The 15,118-nt window shown below is 73.2% G+C and carries 19 protein-coding genes; 11 read left to right on the top strand and 8 right to left on the bottom strand.

Annotated elements, in window-relative coordinates; genetic code table 11:
* Window positions 1-173 precede the first annotated feature (173 nt).
* Together GD632_RS06175 and GD632_RS06170 are read left to right on the top strand one after the other, a co-directional pair.
* Window positions 174-602 carry an SHOCT domain-containing protein gene (locus GD632_RS06175; protein WP_152189885.1) on the top strand — a complete coding sequence of 143 codons (429 nt, stop codon included), beginning with the start codon at window positions 174-176 and terminating at the stop codon, window positions 600-602.
* A gap of 13 nt (window positions 603-615) precedes the next feature.
* Window positions 616-1,038, top strand: a complete 423-nt coding sequence (locus GD632_RS06170) for a phage holin family protein (protein WP_152189883.1) — start codon at window positions 616-618, stop codon at window positions 1,036-1,038.
* A 20-nt stretch (window positions 1,039-1,058) separates the two neighbouring features.
* On the opposite strand, the gene GD632_RS16210 is transcribed toward GD632_RS06170, so the two are convergent.
* Both GD632_RS16210 and GD632_RS06165 read right to left on the bottom strand, forming a co-directional pair.
* Window positions 1,059-1,202 carry a hypothetical protein gene (locus GD632_RS16210; protein ID WP_226924661.1) on the bottom strand — a complete coding sequence of 48 codons (144 nt, stop codon included), beginning with the start codon at window positions 1,200-1,202 and terminating at the stop codon, window positions 1,059-1,061.
* Window positions 1,199-1,675 (bottom strand): potassium channel family protein, encoded by a 477-nt coding sequence (locus tag GD632_RS06165; protein ID WP_226924659.1) that lies wholly within the window; start codon window positions 1,673-1,675, stop codon window positions 1,199-1,201. The genes GD632_RS16210 and GD632_RS06165 overlap by 4 nt, the downstream gene beginning before the upstream one ends.
* A gap of 157 nt (window positions 1,676-1,832) precedes the next feature.
* On the opposite strand from GD632_RS06165, the gene ypfJ reads away from it, so the two are divergent.
* Together ypfJ and GD632_RS06155 are read left to right on the top strand one after the other, a co-directional pair.
* Window positions 1,833-2,729, top strand: a complete 897-nt coding sequence (ypfJ, locus tag GD632_RS06160; RefSeq protein WP_152189881.1) for a KPN_02809 family neutral zinc metallopeptidase — start codon at window positions 1,833-1,835, stop codon at window positions 2,727-2,729.
* A gap of 129 nt (window positions 2,730-2,858) precedes the next feature.
* Window positions 2,859-4,448, top strand: coding sequence for an ABC-F family ATP-binding cassette domain-containing protein (locus tag GD632_RS06155; RefSeq protein ID WP_452176644.1), 1,590 nt, complete (start codon window positions 2,859-2,861; stop codon window positions 4,446-4,448).
* Window positions 4,449-4,469: 21 nt separating this feature from the next.
* Here the strand turns inward: GD632_RS06155 and GD632_RS06150 are convergent, their stop codons facing one another.
* The 3 genes from GD632_RS06150 to GD632_RS06140 are packed head-to-tail and all read right to left on the bottom strand — an operon-like array spanning window position 4,470 to window position 5,835.
* Complete coding sequence (locus tag GD632_RS06150; protein ID WP_152189877.1) at window positions 4,470-5,291, bottom strand: SURF1 family cytochrome oxidase biogenesis protein; 822 nt, start codon at window positions 5,289-5,291, stop codon at window positions 4,470-4,472.
* Window positions 5,288-5,509, bottom strand: a complete 222-nt coding sequence (locus GD632_RS06145) for a hypothetical protein (RefSeq protein ID WP_152189875.1) — start codon at window positions 5,507-5,509, stop codon at window positions 5,288-5,290. Before GD632_RS06145 ends, GD632_RS06150 begins: the two co-directional genes overlap by 4 nt.
* The gene (locus tag GD632_RS06140) at window positions 5,506-5,835 is read right to left on the bottom strand and encodes a DUF3099 domain-containing protein (RefSeq protein ID WP_193311365.1); all 330 of its coding nucleotides are present in this window, start codon (window positions 5,833-5,835) and stop codon (window positions 5,506-5,508) included. The genes GD632_RS06145 and GD632_RS06140 overlap by 4 nt, the downstream gene beginning before the upstream one ends.
* Window positions 5,836-5,920: 85 nt before the next feature.
* Here GD632_RS06140 and fabG point away from each other — a divergent pair, with 85 nt between their 5' ends.
* From fabG to GD632_RS06125, 3 genes are read left to right on the top strand one after another with little or no spacing between them, the layout of a single operon-like run.
* Window positions 5,921-6,637 (top strand): 3-oxoacyl-ACP reductase FabG, encoded by a 717-nt coding sequence (fabG, locus tag GD632_RS06135; RefSeq protein ID WP_152189871.1) that lies wholly within the window; start codon window positions 5,921-5,923, stop codon window positions 6,635-6,637.
* Between the two features lie 26 nt (window positions 6,638-6,663).
* Entirely contained in the window at window positions 6,664-7,431 is a 768-nt protein-coding gene (gene fabI / locus GD632_RS06130; RefSeq protein ID WP_152189869.1) for an enoyl-ACP reductase FabI, read from the top strand.
* A complete protein-coding gene (locus GD632_RS06125) occupies window positions 7,432-7,938 on the top strand; it encodes a SixA phosphatase family protein (RefSeq protein WP_152189867.1) in 507 nt (168 codons plus the stop codon). It begins immediately after the preceding gene.
* 135 nt (window positions 7,939-8,073) lie between these two features.
* On the opposite strand, the gene serB is transcribed toward GD632_RS06125, so the two are convergent.
* Both serB and glgC read right to left on the bottom strand, forming a co-directional pair.
* A complete protein-coding gene (serB, locus tag GD632_RS06120; protein WP_452176643.1) occupies window positions 8,074-8,961 on the bottom strand; it encodes a phosphoserine phosphatase SerB in 888 nt (295 codons plus the stop codon).
* A 122-nt stretch (window positions 8,962-9,083) separates the two neighbouring features.
* A complete protein-coding gene (glgC, locus tag GD632_RS06115) occupies window positions 9,084-10,340 on the bottom strand; it encodes a glucose-1-phosphate adenylyltransferase (RefSeq protein WP_152189864.1) in 1,257 nt (418 codons plus the stop codon).
* Between the two features lie 68 nt (window positions 10,341-10,408).
* Here glgC and glgA point away from each other — a divergent pair, with 68 nt between their 5' ends.
* Window positions 10,409-11,620, top strand: a complete 1,212-nt coding sequence (gene glgA, locus GD632_RS06110) for a glycogen synthase (RefSeq protein WP_152189862.1) — start codon at window positions 10,409-10,411, stop codon at window positions 11,618-11,620.
* 6 nt (window positions 11,621-11,626) lie between these two features.
* Here glgA and GD632_RS06105 read toward each other — a convergent pair whose 3' ends face one another.
* Window positions 11,627-12,448 (bottom strand): hypothetical protein, encoded by an 822-nt coding sequence (locus GD632_RS06105; protein ID WP_152189859.1) that lies wholly within the window; start codon window positions 12,446-12,448, stop codon window positions 11,627-11,629.
* A 49-nt stretch (window positions 12,449-12,497) separates the two neighbouring features.
* Here GD632_RS06105 and GD632_RS06100 point away from each other — a divergent pair, with 49 nt between their 5' ends.
* The 3 genes from GD632_RS06100 to GD632_RS06090 are packed head-to-tail and all read left to right on the top strand — an operon-like array spanning window position 12,498 to window position 15,084.
* On the top strand, window positions 12,498-13,292 hold the full coding sequence (locus tag GD632_RS06100) for an ABC transporter ATP-binding protein (protein ID WP_152189857.1): 795 nt from the start codon (window positions 12,498-12,500) through the stop codon (window positions 13,290-13,292).
* 23 nt (window positions 13,293-13,315) lie between these two features.
* The gene (locus tag GD632_RS06095; RefSeq protein WP_152189855.1) at window positions 13,316-13,771 is read left to right on the top strand and encodes an NfeD family protein; all 456 of its coding nucleotides are present in this window, start codon (window positions 13,316-13,318) and stop codon (window positions 13,769-13,771) included.
* Window positions 13,768-15,084 (top strand): SPFH domain-containing protein, encoded by a 1,317-nt coding sequence (locus GD632_RS06090; protein ID WP_152189853.1) that lies wholly within the window; start codon window positions 13,768-13,770, stop codon window positions 15,082-15,084. The genes GD632_RS06095 and GD632_RS06090 overlap by 4 nt, the downstream gene beginning before the upstream one ends.
* Window positions 15,085-15,118 lie beyond the last annotated feature (34 nt).

Here is a 15,118-nt window from a genome sequence, read left to right as displayed (position 1 = left end):
CCGGATCCCTCCGCCGAGGGGTCCGGCTCTCGGCGTCCGGGCCGTGGTGCCGTCGAGACCGGGCCTCACAGGTCCTAGGTCCCTTGTGCCCGCTGTCGTGCCGCCGGATCATGGGAAGCGTCGCAACCGAAGGCGACGCCGCCCGGCGCGCCGAGCGACAGGAGGCGACCGACATGGATTTCTGGGCTTCCTTCTGGGACATCATCTGGTGGTTCCTGTGGGCGTTCTTCTTCATCGCCTACCTCTTCGCGCTGTTCTCGATCATCACGGACCTGTTCCGGGACCGCGCGATGAGCGGCTGGGGGAAGGCCGTCTGGCTGGTCTTCCTCCTCGTCCTGCCCCTGGTGACCGCGCTCGTGTACCTCATCGCGCGCGGCAGCGGGATGGCCGAACGCAGCGCCGAGGCGAGCCGTGGTGCACGGCAGCAGGCCGAGGCGTACATCCGTGACGTCGCGGGCTCCAGCCCGGCGGAGGAGATCTCCCGGGCGAAGGCGTTGCTGGACTCCGGCGCGATCAGCCGTGCGGAGTTCGACCACCTGAAGAGCAGGGCTCTGTCCACGGCGAGCGCACCAGCCCGCACGGACGGCACGGCCCGAGTCTGACGGCGGTGGACCGATGGTCACGTTGCTGATTCGCGGTGCGATCTTCCTGGCATCGGCAGCGCTCGGGCTGCTGGTGGCGTCCTGGCTGCTCAAGGACACGTTCCGACTCTCGGCGTCCGGCTTCGTCGTCGCCGTCGTCGTGTTCGCCGTCGCGCAGAGCGTCCTCGCGCCGTTCATCGCCAAGGCGGCGGCGCGGTACGCCCCGGCGTTCCTCGGCGGCATCGGTCTCGTCTCCACGTTCGTGGCGCTGCTCGTCGCGTCCCTCGTGGGTGGCGGGCTCACGATCTCGGGTGCGCAGGGCTGGATCCTCGGGGCCGTGGTGGTCTGGCTGGTGACGGCGGTCGCCACCCTCGTCCTGCCGATGGCGCTGCTGCGCGGCCGCACCCAGGGCACGAGGACGGACCGGAGGGCCGGGCGCCCCGCATCGACCGGCTGACGGGGACGGCCGGGCGATGCTCATGCACCGACGTCGTCCGCGTCCGTCCCGTCCCGCCGCGGTGCGGGTGCGGCGTCGTCCCCGGCGTCGGACAGGAAGGGCCAGCTGTCGGGGCGGCCCGTGCGGCGCAGCCCCACCTGCGCCGCACCGAGGACCACCCTCACCCGGCACCGAGCAGGACGAGTCCCGCGACCATCTGGACCGTGACGGCGACCCGGGCGGGCTCGGTCAGGGCGGTGATGTCGCCGAAGCCGACCGTCGCCATGGTCGTGACGGTGAAGTACAGCGCGTCGGTGCGCGTGAGCGACACGGTGAAGGCGTCGGGGTCGTACTCGGAGAGCCCGGCGTAGAAGCCGGCGAAGAGGACGACGAACAACGAGATGGACGTCGCCAGCGCCTCGACCGCGCGCAGGCGCGGCTCGGGCGACCTGGCCACGGCCCGCACCTGCCAGGTGAGCAGCACGAGCAGCGCCGCCAGGCCGAGCACGAGAGACACGAGCGTCGCCCCGCTGGGCCGCTCGAACGGCCACAGGTAGAAGACCACGACGAGCAGCACCGCGGTCAGGACCGGACGCAGCGCGGCCAGCGCGCGGCGGCGACGGCGGTACGCGCTCCGGGCACGCGGTTGTCCGGTCATGGTGGCAGCATTGTGAACCCGTTCGGGCGCCGGGGCAGCGACTTCGGCGGAGCTCGAAGCCTGGTCCTCACCGCGCCCGCGCCGCCACCCCCGGACGGGAGCGGAGCAGTTCAGCGGCGCGGGGGCGCGACGAGCCCACTCGCTGCACAATGCCGGGATGACGTTCAACGAGGGAGTGCGCGGGAACTCGCGCCGGGTGCGCACGTCCGGCGGGGGCGGGCGGCGTGGCATGGCGATCGGCGGGGGAGTCGGCGGGGGCGGGCTGCTCGTCGTCCTGGCGATCATGCTCCTCACGGGACAGAACCCGGCGAGCCTGCTCGACGGCGGAGGCAGCGACACGGCGGGCGGTGGGGACGGCGTGGACCTCAGCCACTGCCAGACCGGCGCCGACGCCAACGAGCACACCGAGTGCCGCATGGTGCTCACCGCCGACGCCCTCGACGTCTACTGGGACGGCGCCATGGCCGAGGCGGGGGAGCAGTACGCCATGCCCGGCTTCGAGATCTTCACCGGGTCGGTCGGGACCGGGTGCGGCTCGGCCACGGCCGCCGTCGGTCCGTTCTACTGCCCGGCCGACTCCTCGGTCTACCTCGACCTCGGCTTCTTCGACCAGCTCGAGACCCAGCTCGGCGCGCGCAACGCGCCGCTGGCGCAGATCTACATCGTCGCCCACGAGTGGGGCCACCACGCCCAGCACGCCCTGGGCACCATGGACTCCGCCGACCGCACCGACACCGGGCCCTCCGGTGACGCCGTGCGCACCGAGCTCCAGGCCGACTGCTACGCCGGGATGTTCGTGGGGCAGGCGGCCGGCACCGTCGACCCCGACTCCGGTGAGACCTTCCTCCGGGAGCCGACCCGCGACGAGGTGAGCTCGGCCCTCGAGGCCGCGGCCGCCGTCGGGGACGACCGCATCCAGGAGACGAGCGGCCGGGACGTCGCGCCGCACACGTGGACCCACGGCTCCGCCGAGCAGCGCACCCGCTGGTTCACCACCGGCTACGAGCAGGGCACCCTGCAGTCCTGCGACACCTTCGCCGTCGCCACGCCCTGAGACGCATCTCCCGGGAAAGGACTGGCGGTCCCGCCGTAGACTGGACGGCGCCGCGCGGCCGACGTCGCCGGCCACCCCACTCCCGCGAGTCTTCGAGGTCTGCCTGTGATCACCGCCCACGACGTCTCGATGCGCATCGGCGCACGCGAGCTGCTCCACGAGGCGACGTTCCGCGTCGACGCCGGGATGCGGATCGGGCTGGTCGGCCGCAACGGCGCCGGCAAGACGACCCTGACGAAGCTGCTCGCCGGTGAGGACGCGACCTCCGGCGTCGTCCAGCACACCGGCTCGATCACCCGCACCGGGGAGATCGGCTACCTCCCGCAGGACCCGCGCACCGGGGACATGGACGTCCTCGCGCGCGACCGCGTCTTCTCGGCCCGCGGCATCGACGGGATCCTGCGCCGCATCCGCAAGGCGGAGTCGGACATGGCGACGAAGACCGGTGACGCGCAGGCCAAGGCGATGGAGCGCTACTCGCGGCTCGACGCGGAGTTCGACGCGCAGGGCGGTTGGGCGGCCGAGTCCGAGGCCGCACGCCTCACCTCCAACCTCGGTCTGCCCACCCGGGTCCTCGACCAGCCGCTCCACACCCTCTCGGGCGGTCAGCGGCGCCGCGTCGAGCTCGCCCGCATCCTCTTCTCCGGCGCCGAGACCCTCCTGCTCGACGAGCCGACCAACCACCTCGACCACGACTCCATCGTCTGGCTGCGCGACTACCTCGCGGCCTACTCCGGCGGCCTCATCGTCATCTCCCACGACGTCGAGCTGCTCCGCGCGACGGTCAACACGGTCTTCCACCTCGACGCCACCCGCGGTGAGCTCGACGTCTACAACCTCGGCTGGGACGCCTACCTCAAGCAGCGCGAGCAGGACGAGCGCCGCCGCCGCAAGGAGCGCGCGAACGCCGAGAAGAAGGCCTCGGTGCTGCTGGCCCAGGCCGACAAGATGCGCGCCAAGGCGACCAAGGCCGTCGCCGCCCAGAACATGATCCGCCGCGCCGAGCGCATGGTCGCCGGGCTGGAGGACACGCGCCGCGCCGACAAGGTCGCTCACCTGCGCTTCCCCGACCCCGCGCCCTGCGGCCGGGTGCCGCTCACCGCCGAGGGCCTGTCGAAGTCCTACGGCTCCCTCGAGGTCTTCACCGACGTCAACCTCGCGATCGACCGCGGTGCGAAGGTCGTCGTCCTCGGACTCAACGGCGCCGGCAAGACCACCCTGCTGCGCATGCTCGGCGGCGTCGAGGAGCCCGACACCGGCGAGGTCATCCCCGGTCACGGGCTCAAGGTCGGCTACTACGCCCAGGAGCACGAGACCCTCGACGTCGAGCGGACCGTCGTCGAGAACCTCCGCTCCGCCGCCCCGGACCTCACCGACACCCAGGTGCGTTCCGTCCTCGGCTCCTTCCTCTTCTCGGGGGACGACGCCGAGAAGCCCGCGAAGGTGCTGTCCGGCGGGGAGAAGACGCGTCTGGCGCTGGCCGTGCTCGTCGTCTCCGCGGCCAACGTCCTGCTCCTCGACGAGCCGACGAACAACCTCGACCCGGCCTCCCGCGAGGAGATCCTCGCCGCGCTGCGGACCTTCACCGGCGCCGTCGTCCTCGTCACCCACGACGAGGGCGCCGTCGAGGCGCTCGAGCCGGACCGCGTCCTCCTCCTGCCCGACGGCGACGAGGACCTGTGGAACGACTCCTACCGCGAGCTCGTCACCCTGGCCTGAGCCTGGAGCGCTCCAGCGGGTCTACCGGTCCTGGAGCTGGGCGTCGATGAGGGCGTCCTCCTCGTCGGCGTCCGTGCGGCGCCGCACGGACCGCTCGGACCCCGCACGCTCCGGCACGCCCGCAGTCTCCGCCGCCTCCCGGCGCGCGAGGACGACGAAGCCGACGATCGCGCCGAGCGCGAAGACCCACCACTGGAAGGCGTAGGACAGGTGGTTGCCCGGGCTCGTGTCCGGGCGGGGGAAGGGTGCCAGGCGGTTGGCCGGGCTGCCGTCCTCGGAGGTGACCATGACGTACCCGTCGAGCAGCTCCCCGCCCGCCACACCGGAGGCCGCCGCCACCGCGCCCGGCTCGATCCGGTACACCTGGCCGGCCGGCGGGGTCCGCGAGTCGGGCGCCTCGGCGGCACGCAGCCGCCCCTCCACCGTCACCTCACCGGCCGGGTAGTCCGGCAACGCCGGGTCGCCCTCCCCGAGCGGCACCCACCCGCGGTCGACGACGACCAGCCGGCCGCCGCCGTCGTCGACCTCGAGAACGGCGAGGACGCGCGCGGCGGGGCTGCCGTCGACGGGACGGTTGCGCACGACGACCTGCTCACCGGTGTAGCGGCCCTCGAGGACGACGCTGCGCCACACGAGGTCCGCGGGCACGGTGTCCTCGACGAGCTCCGCGACGGGCTGCGGGGCGCTGTCGTAGTTGCCGTTGACGAGCGCGTTGGCGGCCGAGCGGTCCTCGTGCCGGCTCCACTGCCACGCACCGAGGAAGACGCACGCGACCGCGATGACGAGGAAGGCAGCGGCGAGACCGACCCAGCGGCGGGAGAGCAGGAAGCGGTAGCGGCTCATAGGTCGGTGACCGGCACGACCTCACGCAGGAACGAGCGTGACCCGAGGAAGGTCTCCAGGTGCGCCCGGTGCTCCTCACAGGCGAGCCACGTCTTGCGGCGCTCCTCGGTGTGCAGCCGCGGGTTGTTCCACAGCAGCCCCCACGCGGCGGTCTGGCGGCAGCCCTTGGCGCTGCACACCTGCTCGGCGGGCGCGGTCTCGGCTGCTGGCGTGCTCACCTCAGGTAGCCACCTCTCAGGTCGACGGGCGGGTACGTCGGGCGCTGCTCGGAGGGAGCCGCCTCGATCGCGGGACGTTCCATCAGCGTATCCGCTGGGGCCGGACGTTCCCTGCCCGCGTTGGCGAGGACGACGGCGAAGTACGGCAGGAGCACCGCGCCCGCGACCATGACCCAGCGCAACCAGCCGTCGGTGAAGAGGATCCCCACGAGGCACGCGGAGCGGATCGCCATCGAGATGACGTAGCGCACCGCCCGGCCGTGGACGTCCTCGCTCAGCGGTCGCCCCACCGAGGTGATCGCGTGAACACGCTGTCTCCTGCTCACTGAGCAAGGGTAGTCCTCGGACGCCTCCCGCGCGTCGGGGCCGCCGTCGGCTACCGTTCTCCGGACGACATCACAGGAGGACATCGTGAACGACACCGACGCACGCAGCGTGCTCGTCACCGGCGCGAGCCGGGGGATCGGCCGTGCCGTCGCCGAGGCCTTCGTGGCCGCGGGGGACAAGGTGGCGACGATCCACCGTGGTGGCGAGCTGCCCGAGGGCGTGCTCGGCGTCCGCGGCGACATGCGCGACACCGCCGCCGTCGACGCCGCCATCGGCGAGGTCGAGGCGGCCCACGGGCCCGTCGAGGTGCTGGTCGCCAACGCCGGCATGACCCGCGACCAGCTCCTCATGCGGATGAGCGACGAGGAGTTCGAGGAGGTCCTCGACGTCAACCTCACCGGCGTCTTCCGCTGCGTGCGGCGCGTGTCCAAGGGCATGATCCGCAAGCGTGGTGGCCGCATCATCCTCATGGGCTCCGTCGTCGGCATGTACGGCAACGCCGGCCAGGTCAACTACTCCGCCACCAAGTCCGGTCTCATCGGCATGGCGCGGTCCATCACCCGCGAGCTGGGCTCGCGGGGCATCACCGCCAACGTCATCGCCCCCGGCTTCATCGACACCGACATGACGCGCGCACTGCCCGACGCGCAGCAGGACAAGCTCAGGTCGGCCATCCCCGCCGGCCGCTTCGGCGACGTCTCCGACATCGTCGGCGCCGTCCAGTACCTCGCCTCGCCCGCCGCCGCCTACGTCTCCGGGGCCGTCATCCCCGTCGACGGCGGACTCGGCATGGGCCACTGACCTCACCCTCGCGACAGGAGACAGCAATGGGACTTCTCGACGGCAAGACCCTCCTGGTCACCGGCGTCCTCAAGGACAACTCGATCGCCTTCCACGTGGCGCGCCTGGCGCAGGAGGAGGGGGCCACGGTCATCCTCACCTCCTTCGGCCGCCAGCTGCGGCTCACCCAGGTCACCGCCCGCCGGTTGCCGGTCGAGGCGCCCGTCGTGGAGCTGGACGTGACCAACCCCGAGGACCTCGCCGCCCTCGCGGACCGCGTGCGTGAGCACACCGACCACCTCGACGGCGTCGTCCACTCGATCGGGTTCGCGCCGCAGTCCGTCATGGGCGGCAACTTCCTCGCGGGGGAGTGGGCCGACGTCGCCACCGCGATGGAGGTCTCGGCCTTCTCGCTCAAGTCGCTCGCCGTGGCCGCCCAGCCGCTGCTCCCCCCGGGCGCCGGGATCGTCGGGCTCACCTTCGACGCGTCCTTCGCCTGGCCGGTCTACGACTGGATGGGCGTGGCCAAGGCCGCGTTCGAGTCCACCGCGCGCTACCTCGCCCGTGACCTCGGACCCGAGGGCATCCGGGTCAACCTCGTCTCCGCCGGCCCGATCCGCACGACGGCCGCGACCTCCATCCCCGGCTTCGCGCAGATGGAGAGCGTCTGGGCCGAGCGTGCCCCGCTCGGCTGGGACGTCAAGGACGCCGAGCCGGCCGCGCGCGCCGTCGTCGCCCTGTGCTCGGACTGGTTCCCGGCCACGACGGCGGAGATCGTCCACGTCGACGGCGGCGTCCACGCGATGGGCCAGTAGGTGACGCCTCGCACGCTCGTGCTGCTGCGCCACGCCCAGGCCGAGCCGGAGAACGGCCTGGGCGACGAGCAGCGACCGCTGTCGGCGCACGGCCGGCGTCAGGCCGCGTCGCTCGGTCCGCTGCTCGGGGCGCAGGCGGGCGGGCTGGACCGCGCCCTCGTCTCGAGCGCACTCCGGACGACCGAGACGTACAAGATCGTCGCGTCGGGCTGGGACGCCGCCCCTGAGGCCGACGTCCGCGACGAGATCTACGACGCCGGCGCGCGCGAGGTGCTCGCGCTCCTCGCCGGGCTGCCGGAGGGGGCCCGGCGTGTGCTCGTCGTCGGGCACGAGCCGACGATGTCCTCCCTCGCCCACCTCCTCGACGGGGAGCGCAGCACCCTGGCCGAGATGGTGTCCCTCGGGATGAGCACCGCGAACGCCGCGGTGCTCGAGGTGCCGGTGCCGTGGGCCGAGCTCGACCGCTCGACCGCCCGCCTCGTCACCATCGTCCGCCCCGAGCTCTGAGCGCCCGCGCCCGAGCCGCGCACACGTCCGGCAGAGGGCCCACTGTTCGACGCCTGTCCCGGCGTGTCGCGGGTGTGTCGTCGACCTGCGCGCAGGACAGCGACGGCCCGCTGCACCCCGTCCGGGCGGCCGCCCTCAGGCGCCGAGCAGCCCGAGCACCGCGTCCAGCCGCGGGAAGGTCACGGCCGCGCGCGCCTGCTCCTGGACCACCGGCTTGGCGCAGTAGGCCACCCCCAGCCCGGCGGCGCCGAGCATGTCGAGGTCGTTGGCGCCGTCCCCGACGGCGACGACCCGCCCCAGCGGCACGCCGTCCTCGGCGGCCCACGCCCGCAGGTGGCGCTCCTTGGCGGCGCGGTCGACGACCGGCCCGGACGTGCGGCCGGTGAGCAGCCCGCCGTCCACCTCGAGGCGGTTCGCGGTGAGGTGGTCGATGCGCAGCTCCTCGGCGATCGGCCCGACCACCTCGAGGAAGCCGCCGGAGACGAGCGCGACCTTCCCCCCGCGCTCGTGGACGGCGGCGACGAGCTCGCGGGCACCCTCGGACAGCTCGACGACGTCGCGGACGGCGTCCACCACGCCCGCGTCCAGCCCCGCCAGGGTGGCGACCCGCTCGCGGAGGCTGGCGGCGAAGTCGAGCTCCCCGCGCATGGCGCGCTCGGTCACCTCGGCGACCTGCTCGCGCGTGCCGGCGTGCTCGGCGAGCAGCTCGATGACCTCGGCGGTGATGAGGGTCGAGTCGACGTCCATGACGAGCAGCCCCACGCCGTCGGCGGCGAGCGGGCCCGCGGTCACGGCGACGTCGACCCCGAGCGCGGTCGCCGGGCCCCGCAGCTCGGCGGTGAGCGCGACGTCGACGTCCGCGGCCACCCCGGGCCGCGCGACCCCCTCCACGGCCACCCCGGACCAGCCGGGCCGGGACGTGTCGCGGGCGGCGACGTCGTCGACGACGGTCGTGAGCAGCCCGCGGGCGTGCTCGACGAGGGCGGGCGGGACCGGGCGGGCGGAGACGAGGCCGATGCGGATCACCGGCCCAGGCTACGGGGGCCCGACGACGGGTCGCCCCCTCCGTTCACGGGCGCACGCCGGAGAGGGCGAGCCGTGGACGAGAACCGCGACGCCAGCGGCGCGGGGGAGACGCCCCGACCTCAGCGCCGGACGGTGGCGCCCTTCGGCACGACCGTGATGCCGGACTCGGTGACGACGAAGCCCCGCTCCATGTCGTGCTCGGGGTCCACACCCACCTGGGCGCCGTCGGCGATGCGGACGTTCTTGTCGATGATCGCGCGCTCGACGACGGCGTTGCGTCCGACGTCGACGTTGTCGAAGACCACCGAGTCCCGCACCGAGGACCACGAGTTGATCTTCGTGTGCGGTGAGATGACCGATCCCACGACCTCACCGCCGGAGACGATGACGCCGGGCGACACGAGCGAGTCCAGCGCGTGCCCCAGCCGCTCCCGGTGGCCGTAGACGAACTTCGCCGGCGGCATGCTCGGGTTCCCGGTGAACAGCGGCCACTCGTTGTTGTAGAGGTTGAAGATCGGCGAGACGGAGATGAGGTCCTGGTGGGCGTCGAAGTAGGCGTCGATCGTGCCGACGTCGCGCCAGTAGCCGCGGTCCCGGTCGGAGGCGCCGGGCACCTCGTTGTCCTTGAAGTCGTAGACGCCGGCCTGGCCGCGGTCGACGAACCACGGCACCAGGCTGCCGCCCATGTCGTGCTTGGAGTCCGGGTCCTCGGCGTCCACCCGCAGCGCCTCGATGAGCGCGTCGGTCGACACGACGTAGTTGCCCATGGACGCGAGCACCTCGTCGGGGGCGTCGGGCAGACCCTGCGCCTTCGCGGGCTTCTCGAGGAAGGCGCGGATCCGCCGGGGGTCCGCCGGGTCGACGTCGATGACCCCGAGCTGGTCGGCCAGCGAGATCGGCTGCCGGATCCCGGCGACCGTCATCGCGGCACCCGACTCGATGTGCTGGTCCACCATCTGGGAGAAGTCCATCCGGTAGATGTTGTCCGCCCCGACGATGACGACGATGTCGGGCTGCTCGTCGTCGATGAGGTTGAGCGACTGGTAGATCGCGTCGGCGCTGCCGAGGAACCAGTGCTTGCCGATCCGCTGCTGGGCGGGGACGGGGGCGACGTAGTTGCCCAGGTGGGTCGACAGGCGCCAGGTCTTGGCGATGTGGCGGTCCAGGCTGTGGGACTTGTACTGGGTGAGGACGACGACGCGCAGGTAGCCGGAGTTGACGATGTTCGACAGCGCGAAGTCGATGAGCCGGTAGATCCCCCCGAAGGGAACAGCGGGCTTCGCTCGTTCCTCCGTCAGTGGCATGAGCCGTTTTCCCTCGCCGCCGGCGAGCACGATGGCGAGGACCTTGGGGGAGTGGGGGCGCCGAGGTGACATGCCGCTGACTCTAGGGCTGCTTAGATGGTCCTGCAGGCCAAACAGTCGGTCCCGGAGGAGGGTCCAGCATGCGCGTCGACATGCTCACCAGGGAGTACCCACCCCACGTCTACGGCGGTGCGGGCGTCCACGTGGCCGAGCTGGCCCGTGTGCTGCGCAGCCACGCCGACGTGCGGGTCCACTGCTTCGACGGCCCCCGGGAGGGCGAGGACGGGGTGCGCGGCTACTCCGCCGTCGCCGAGCTGGCGGGCACCAACGCCGCCCTCCAGACCTTCGGCGTCGACCTCGCCATGGCCGACGCCGTCCGCGGCACCGACATCGTCCACTCCCACACCTGGTACGCCAATCTCGCCGGCCACCTCGGCGGCCTGCTCCACGACGTCCCCCACGTCCTGTCCGCGCACTCCCTGGAGCCGCTGCGGCCGTGGAAGGCCGAGCAGCTCGGCGGCGGGTACGCGCTGTCCTCCTGGGCCGAGCGCACCGCCTACGAGGGCGCCGCGGGCGTCGTCGCGGTGAGCGCCGGGATGCGCGAGGACATCCTGCGCAGCTACCCGGCGGTGGACCCGGAGAAGGTCACCGTCATCCACAACGGCATCGACCTCGCCGGCTGGCAGCGGCCCACCGGGGCGGAGGCCGAGCGCGCCGAGCAGGTGGCTCGCTCGCACGGCATCGACCCGACGCGCCCCGCCGTCGTCTTCGTCGGTCGGATCACCCGCCAGAAGGGGCTGCCGCACCTCCTGCGCGCCGCCCGGGCCCTGCCCGAGGACGTCCAGCTCGTCCTGTGCGCCGGCGCCCCGGACACCCCGGCGCTCATGGCCGAGGTCCAGGCCGGCGTCGAGGAGCTCAAGGCCACCCGCGGCGGTGTCGTGTGGATCGAGCAGATGCTCTCCCGCGCCGACCTCATCGCCGTGCTCACCGCCTGCACCGTCTTCGTGTGCCCGTCGGTCTACGAGCCGCTCGGCATCGTCAACCTCGAGGCCATGGCAGTGGGGCTGCCCGTCGTCGGGTCCGCCACCGGCGGGATCCCCGAGGTCGTCGACGACGGCGTCACCGGCACCCTCGTGCCCATCGACCAGGTGTCGGACGGGACCGGCACGCCCGTGGACCCGGCGCGTTTCGAGGCGGACCTCGCCGAGGCGCTCACCGCCGTCGTCACCGACGAGGCCCGCGCGGCCGAGACGGGCGCCGCCGGGCGCCGCCGCGCCGAGGAGCACTTCTCCTGGGAGTCCATCGCCGACCGCACGGTCGCGTTCTACGAGCAGGTCCTCGCGCGGGGCTGACGCGGCTCAGCGGGGGCGGGAGACGCCGCCGGAGACGTGGCTGACGCTCGCGGCGGCCAACGCCCGGCGGGCGATGTGCTCGAGCTCGCGCAGCACCTCCGCGCGCGCCGCACCCTGCCGGGCCACGACCGCACCGCCGTCGTCCTCGAGCGCGAGCTGGACGACGGCGAGCAGCCGCGCCGCCCGGGTGAGCACCTCCACCCGGGCGGGATGGAGACCCGGGGGCAGGAGGTCGCTGGAGACGTCCTCGCGCAGCAGGTGCGCGGCCTCGCGGGCGACGTCGGGACGCCAGCCGGCGAGGTCGAGCTGCTCGAGCGCGTCCCCGGCCCTCACGAGGGCCCGGACGATCTCCTGGCGCGCCTGCCGCAGGGAGCCGACCAGCCCGAGCAGGGTGGGGACGGGCCGCTCGGCGAACGGGAAGGGGTGCAGCACCCAGCGCACGAGGGTGCCGGGCTCGAGCTCGCTGCCGAAGGACTCCACCTGCGGCACCACCGCCCACGAGCCCCCCTCGGAGCGGATGAGCAGGCACTGGCCGGCGTCCACGGCGTCGAGGAGCGCCACCCCGGGCAGCCCGGCGACGTGCCCCGGGGCGGGCAGCACCGCGCCGACGTCGGTGAGCCCCTCACCCACGAGCCGCCCGGCCATCTCCCGCAGCGAGCGGACCTCGCCGTCGGGGCGCAGGACGACGTGCGTGTCCTCCCCGGCGACGGCCCGCAGCGCGGCGTCGACGACCTCACCACCCGCCCCGCTCCTGGACGGACCGGCGGCGACGAGGGACGGGAGCCACAGCGCCCCGAGCACGGCGTGGGGGAGGACGAGTTCGGGCACGCCCCCACCGTAGACGGCTCACGGGCCGGGTGACGGATAAGGTCGGTCCATGAGCGATGTGCTGGAGCTTGCCGACGTGACCCTGCGACGCGGGTCGAAGACGATCCTCGACGGCGTGGGCTGGTCGGTGAGCGACGGCGAGCGCTGGGTGGTGCTCGGCCCCAACGGTGCCGGCAAGACCACCGTGCTCCAGATGGCCGCCGGCCGGCTCTTCCCCAGCGAGGGCACCGTCCGCGTGCTCGGCGACCGGCTCGGCGCGGTCGACACCGCCGAGCTGCGCACCCGGATCGGGCTGGCCTCGGCCGCCCTCGCCGACCGCATCCCCGGCGGGGAGCGCGTGCTCGACGTCGTGCTCACCGCCTCCTACGGCGTCACCGGCCGCTGGCGCGAGTCCTACGACGACTACGACACCTCCCGCGCCCGGGACCTGCTCGCCGCCTTCGGGGTCGAGCAGCTGACCGACCGGAACTTCGGCACCCTCAGCGAGGGCGAGCGCAAGCGGGTCCAGATCGCCCGCGCGCTGATGACCGACCCCGAGCTGCTCCTCCTCGACGAGCCCGCCGCCGGGCTGGACCTCGGGGGCCGCGAGGAGCTCATGGCCGCCCTCGGCGAGATCGCCAGGGACCGCCGGTCACCCGTCATCGTCCTCGTCACCCACCACGTCGAGGAGATCCCCGAGGGCTTCACCCACGGGCTCCTCCTGCGCGGAGGTCGTGTCGAGGCGGCCGGGACGCTCGAGGAGGTCCTCACGCCCCAGCACCTCTCGCGCGCCTTCGGCCTCGACCTCGAGGTCGAGCGGCACCGGGGACGCTGGAGCGCCCGCGCGGCCGGGCACGGTCGCTAGGATCGGCAGGAGGAGGGACGACGATGGCGTGGTTGTGGTGGTTGGGCGGGGCGCTCGTTCTCGGCGTGATCGAGATGCTCACCGTCGACCTCATCTTCCTCATGTTCGCCGGCGGCGCGCTGGCGGCCGGCGGGGTCGCGATGCTCGGTGGGCCGCTGTGGGCCCAGATCCTCACCTTCGCCGTCGTCTCGGTGGTGCTCCTCGCCGTCGTGCGCCCGTGGGCGCTCGGCTACCTCAAGCGCTCCACCCCTGACACGCTGACCAACGTCGCGGCCCACGTGGGCCGCAGCGCGGAGGTGCTCGTCGACGTCACCGACCGCGCCGGACGCGTCAAGCTCGCCGGCGAGGTGTGGACGGCTCGCGCCGCCGAGCCGGGCTCCCTGCTGCCCACCGGCACCACCGTCCAGGTGGTCCGGATCGACGGGGCGACCGCCGTCGTCGCGCCGCTGCCCGTCACCTACCCCGAAGGAGCCATGTGAACGACAACACCGGGAGCCTCGTGCTCACCGTCGTGCTCGTCCTGCTCGCCCTCTTCGTCATCATCGCGATCTGGCGGGCGGTGCGGATCGTCCCGCAGGCCGTCGCGCTCATCGTCGAGAGGCTGGGCAAGTTCAACACCGTGATGTACGCGGGCCTGCACTTCCTCATCCCGTTCGTCGACCGGGTCCGCGCCGGTGTCGACCTGCGCGAGCAGGTGGTCTCCTTCCCGCCGCAGCCGGTCATCACGTCCGACAACCTCGTCGTGTCGATCGACACCGTCATCTACTTCCAGGTGACCGACCCCAAGGCCGCGACCTACGAGATCGCCAACTACATCACCGGTATCGAGCAGCTCACGGTGACGACGCTGCGCAACGTCATCGGCTCGATGGACCTGGAGCAGACCCTCACCAGCCGTGACCAGATCAACGGTCAGCTGCGCGGCGTCCTGGACGAGGCCACCGGACGCTGGGGGATCCGCGTCAACCGCGTGGAGCTGAAGTCGATCGACCCGCCGCAGAGCGTGCAGGGGGCGATGGAGCAGCAGATGCGCGCCGAGCGTGACCGCCGCGCCGCGATCCTCACCGCCGAGGGCGTCAAGCAGTCCCAGATCCTCACGGCCGAGGGTGAGAAGCAGGCCGCGATCCTCCGCGCGGAGGGCCAGGCGCAGTCGGCGATCCTCGAGGCCCAGGGCCAGTCCCGCGCGATCCTCCAGGTCTTCGACGCCATCCACCGCGGCAAGCCGGACCCCAAGCTCCTCGCCTACCAGTACCTGCAGATGCTGCCGGAGCTGGCGAACAAGGAGTCGAGCAAGTTCTTCGTCATCCCCACGGAGTTCACGGCGGCGCTCGGCGCCATCACCAAGGGCTTCGGCGGCGGGGTGCCGGGAGGCGACTCCGACGACGACGACGAGCCCACCCCCCAGGTCGACTTCGGTGCGCACGACAGCTCGATGGCCGCCGGCCTGGCCGAGACGAACCTCGAGGACCCGGACGAGGCCCTGGCCCGGGCCCGGCGGGAGGCGCAGCAGGCCACGTCCGAGGCGAACGCTGCCGGTGAGCGGTCGGGCCGGCCCTTCTCCGACTCCGCCGAGCGCGGCCAGCGTCCGGCCGAGGACGAGCCGCGGGCCGCTGGGCGCCGTGCCGCGGACGAGTCCCGATTCGCGCCGCCGGCCGGTGCGCCGACGCCCCCGCCGCCGGCGCCGGGCTCGCACCGCCAGCCGCCGCCGCCGAGCGCGAACCAGCCCGGCCCCACGGCCGGCCCGCCGAGCACCGCGGAGCCCGGGCAGGACCCGGACTGGCCCCAGCAGTAGCCACGACGACGACGGCCACGCCTGCCCTCAGCGA

The organism is Georgenia satyanarayanai (assembly GCF_009193135.1).
Lineage (GTDB): Bacteria > Actinomycetota > Actinomycetes > Actinomycetales > Actinomycetaceae > Oceanitalea > Oceanitalea satyanarayanai.
This window is presented reverse-complemented; position numbering and strand designations above follow the sequence as displayed.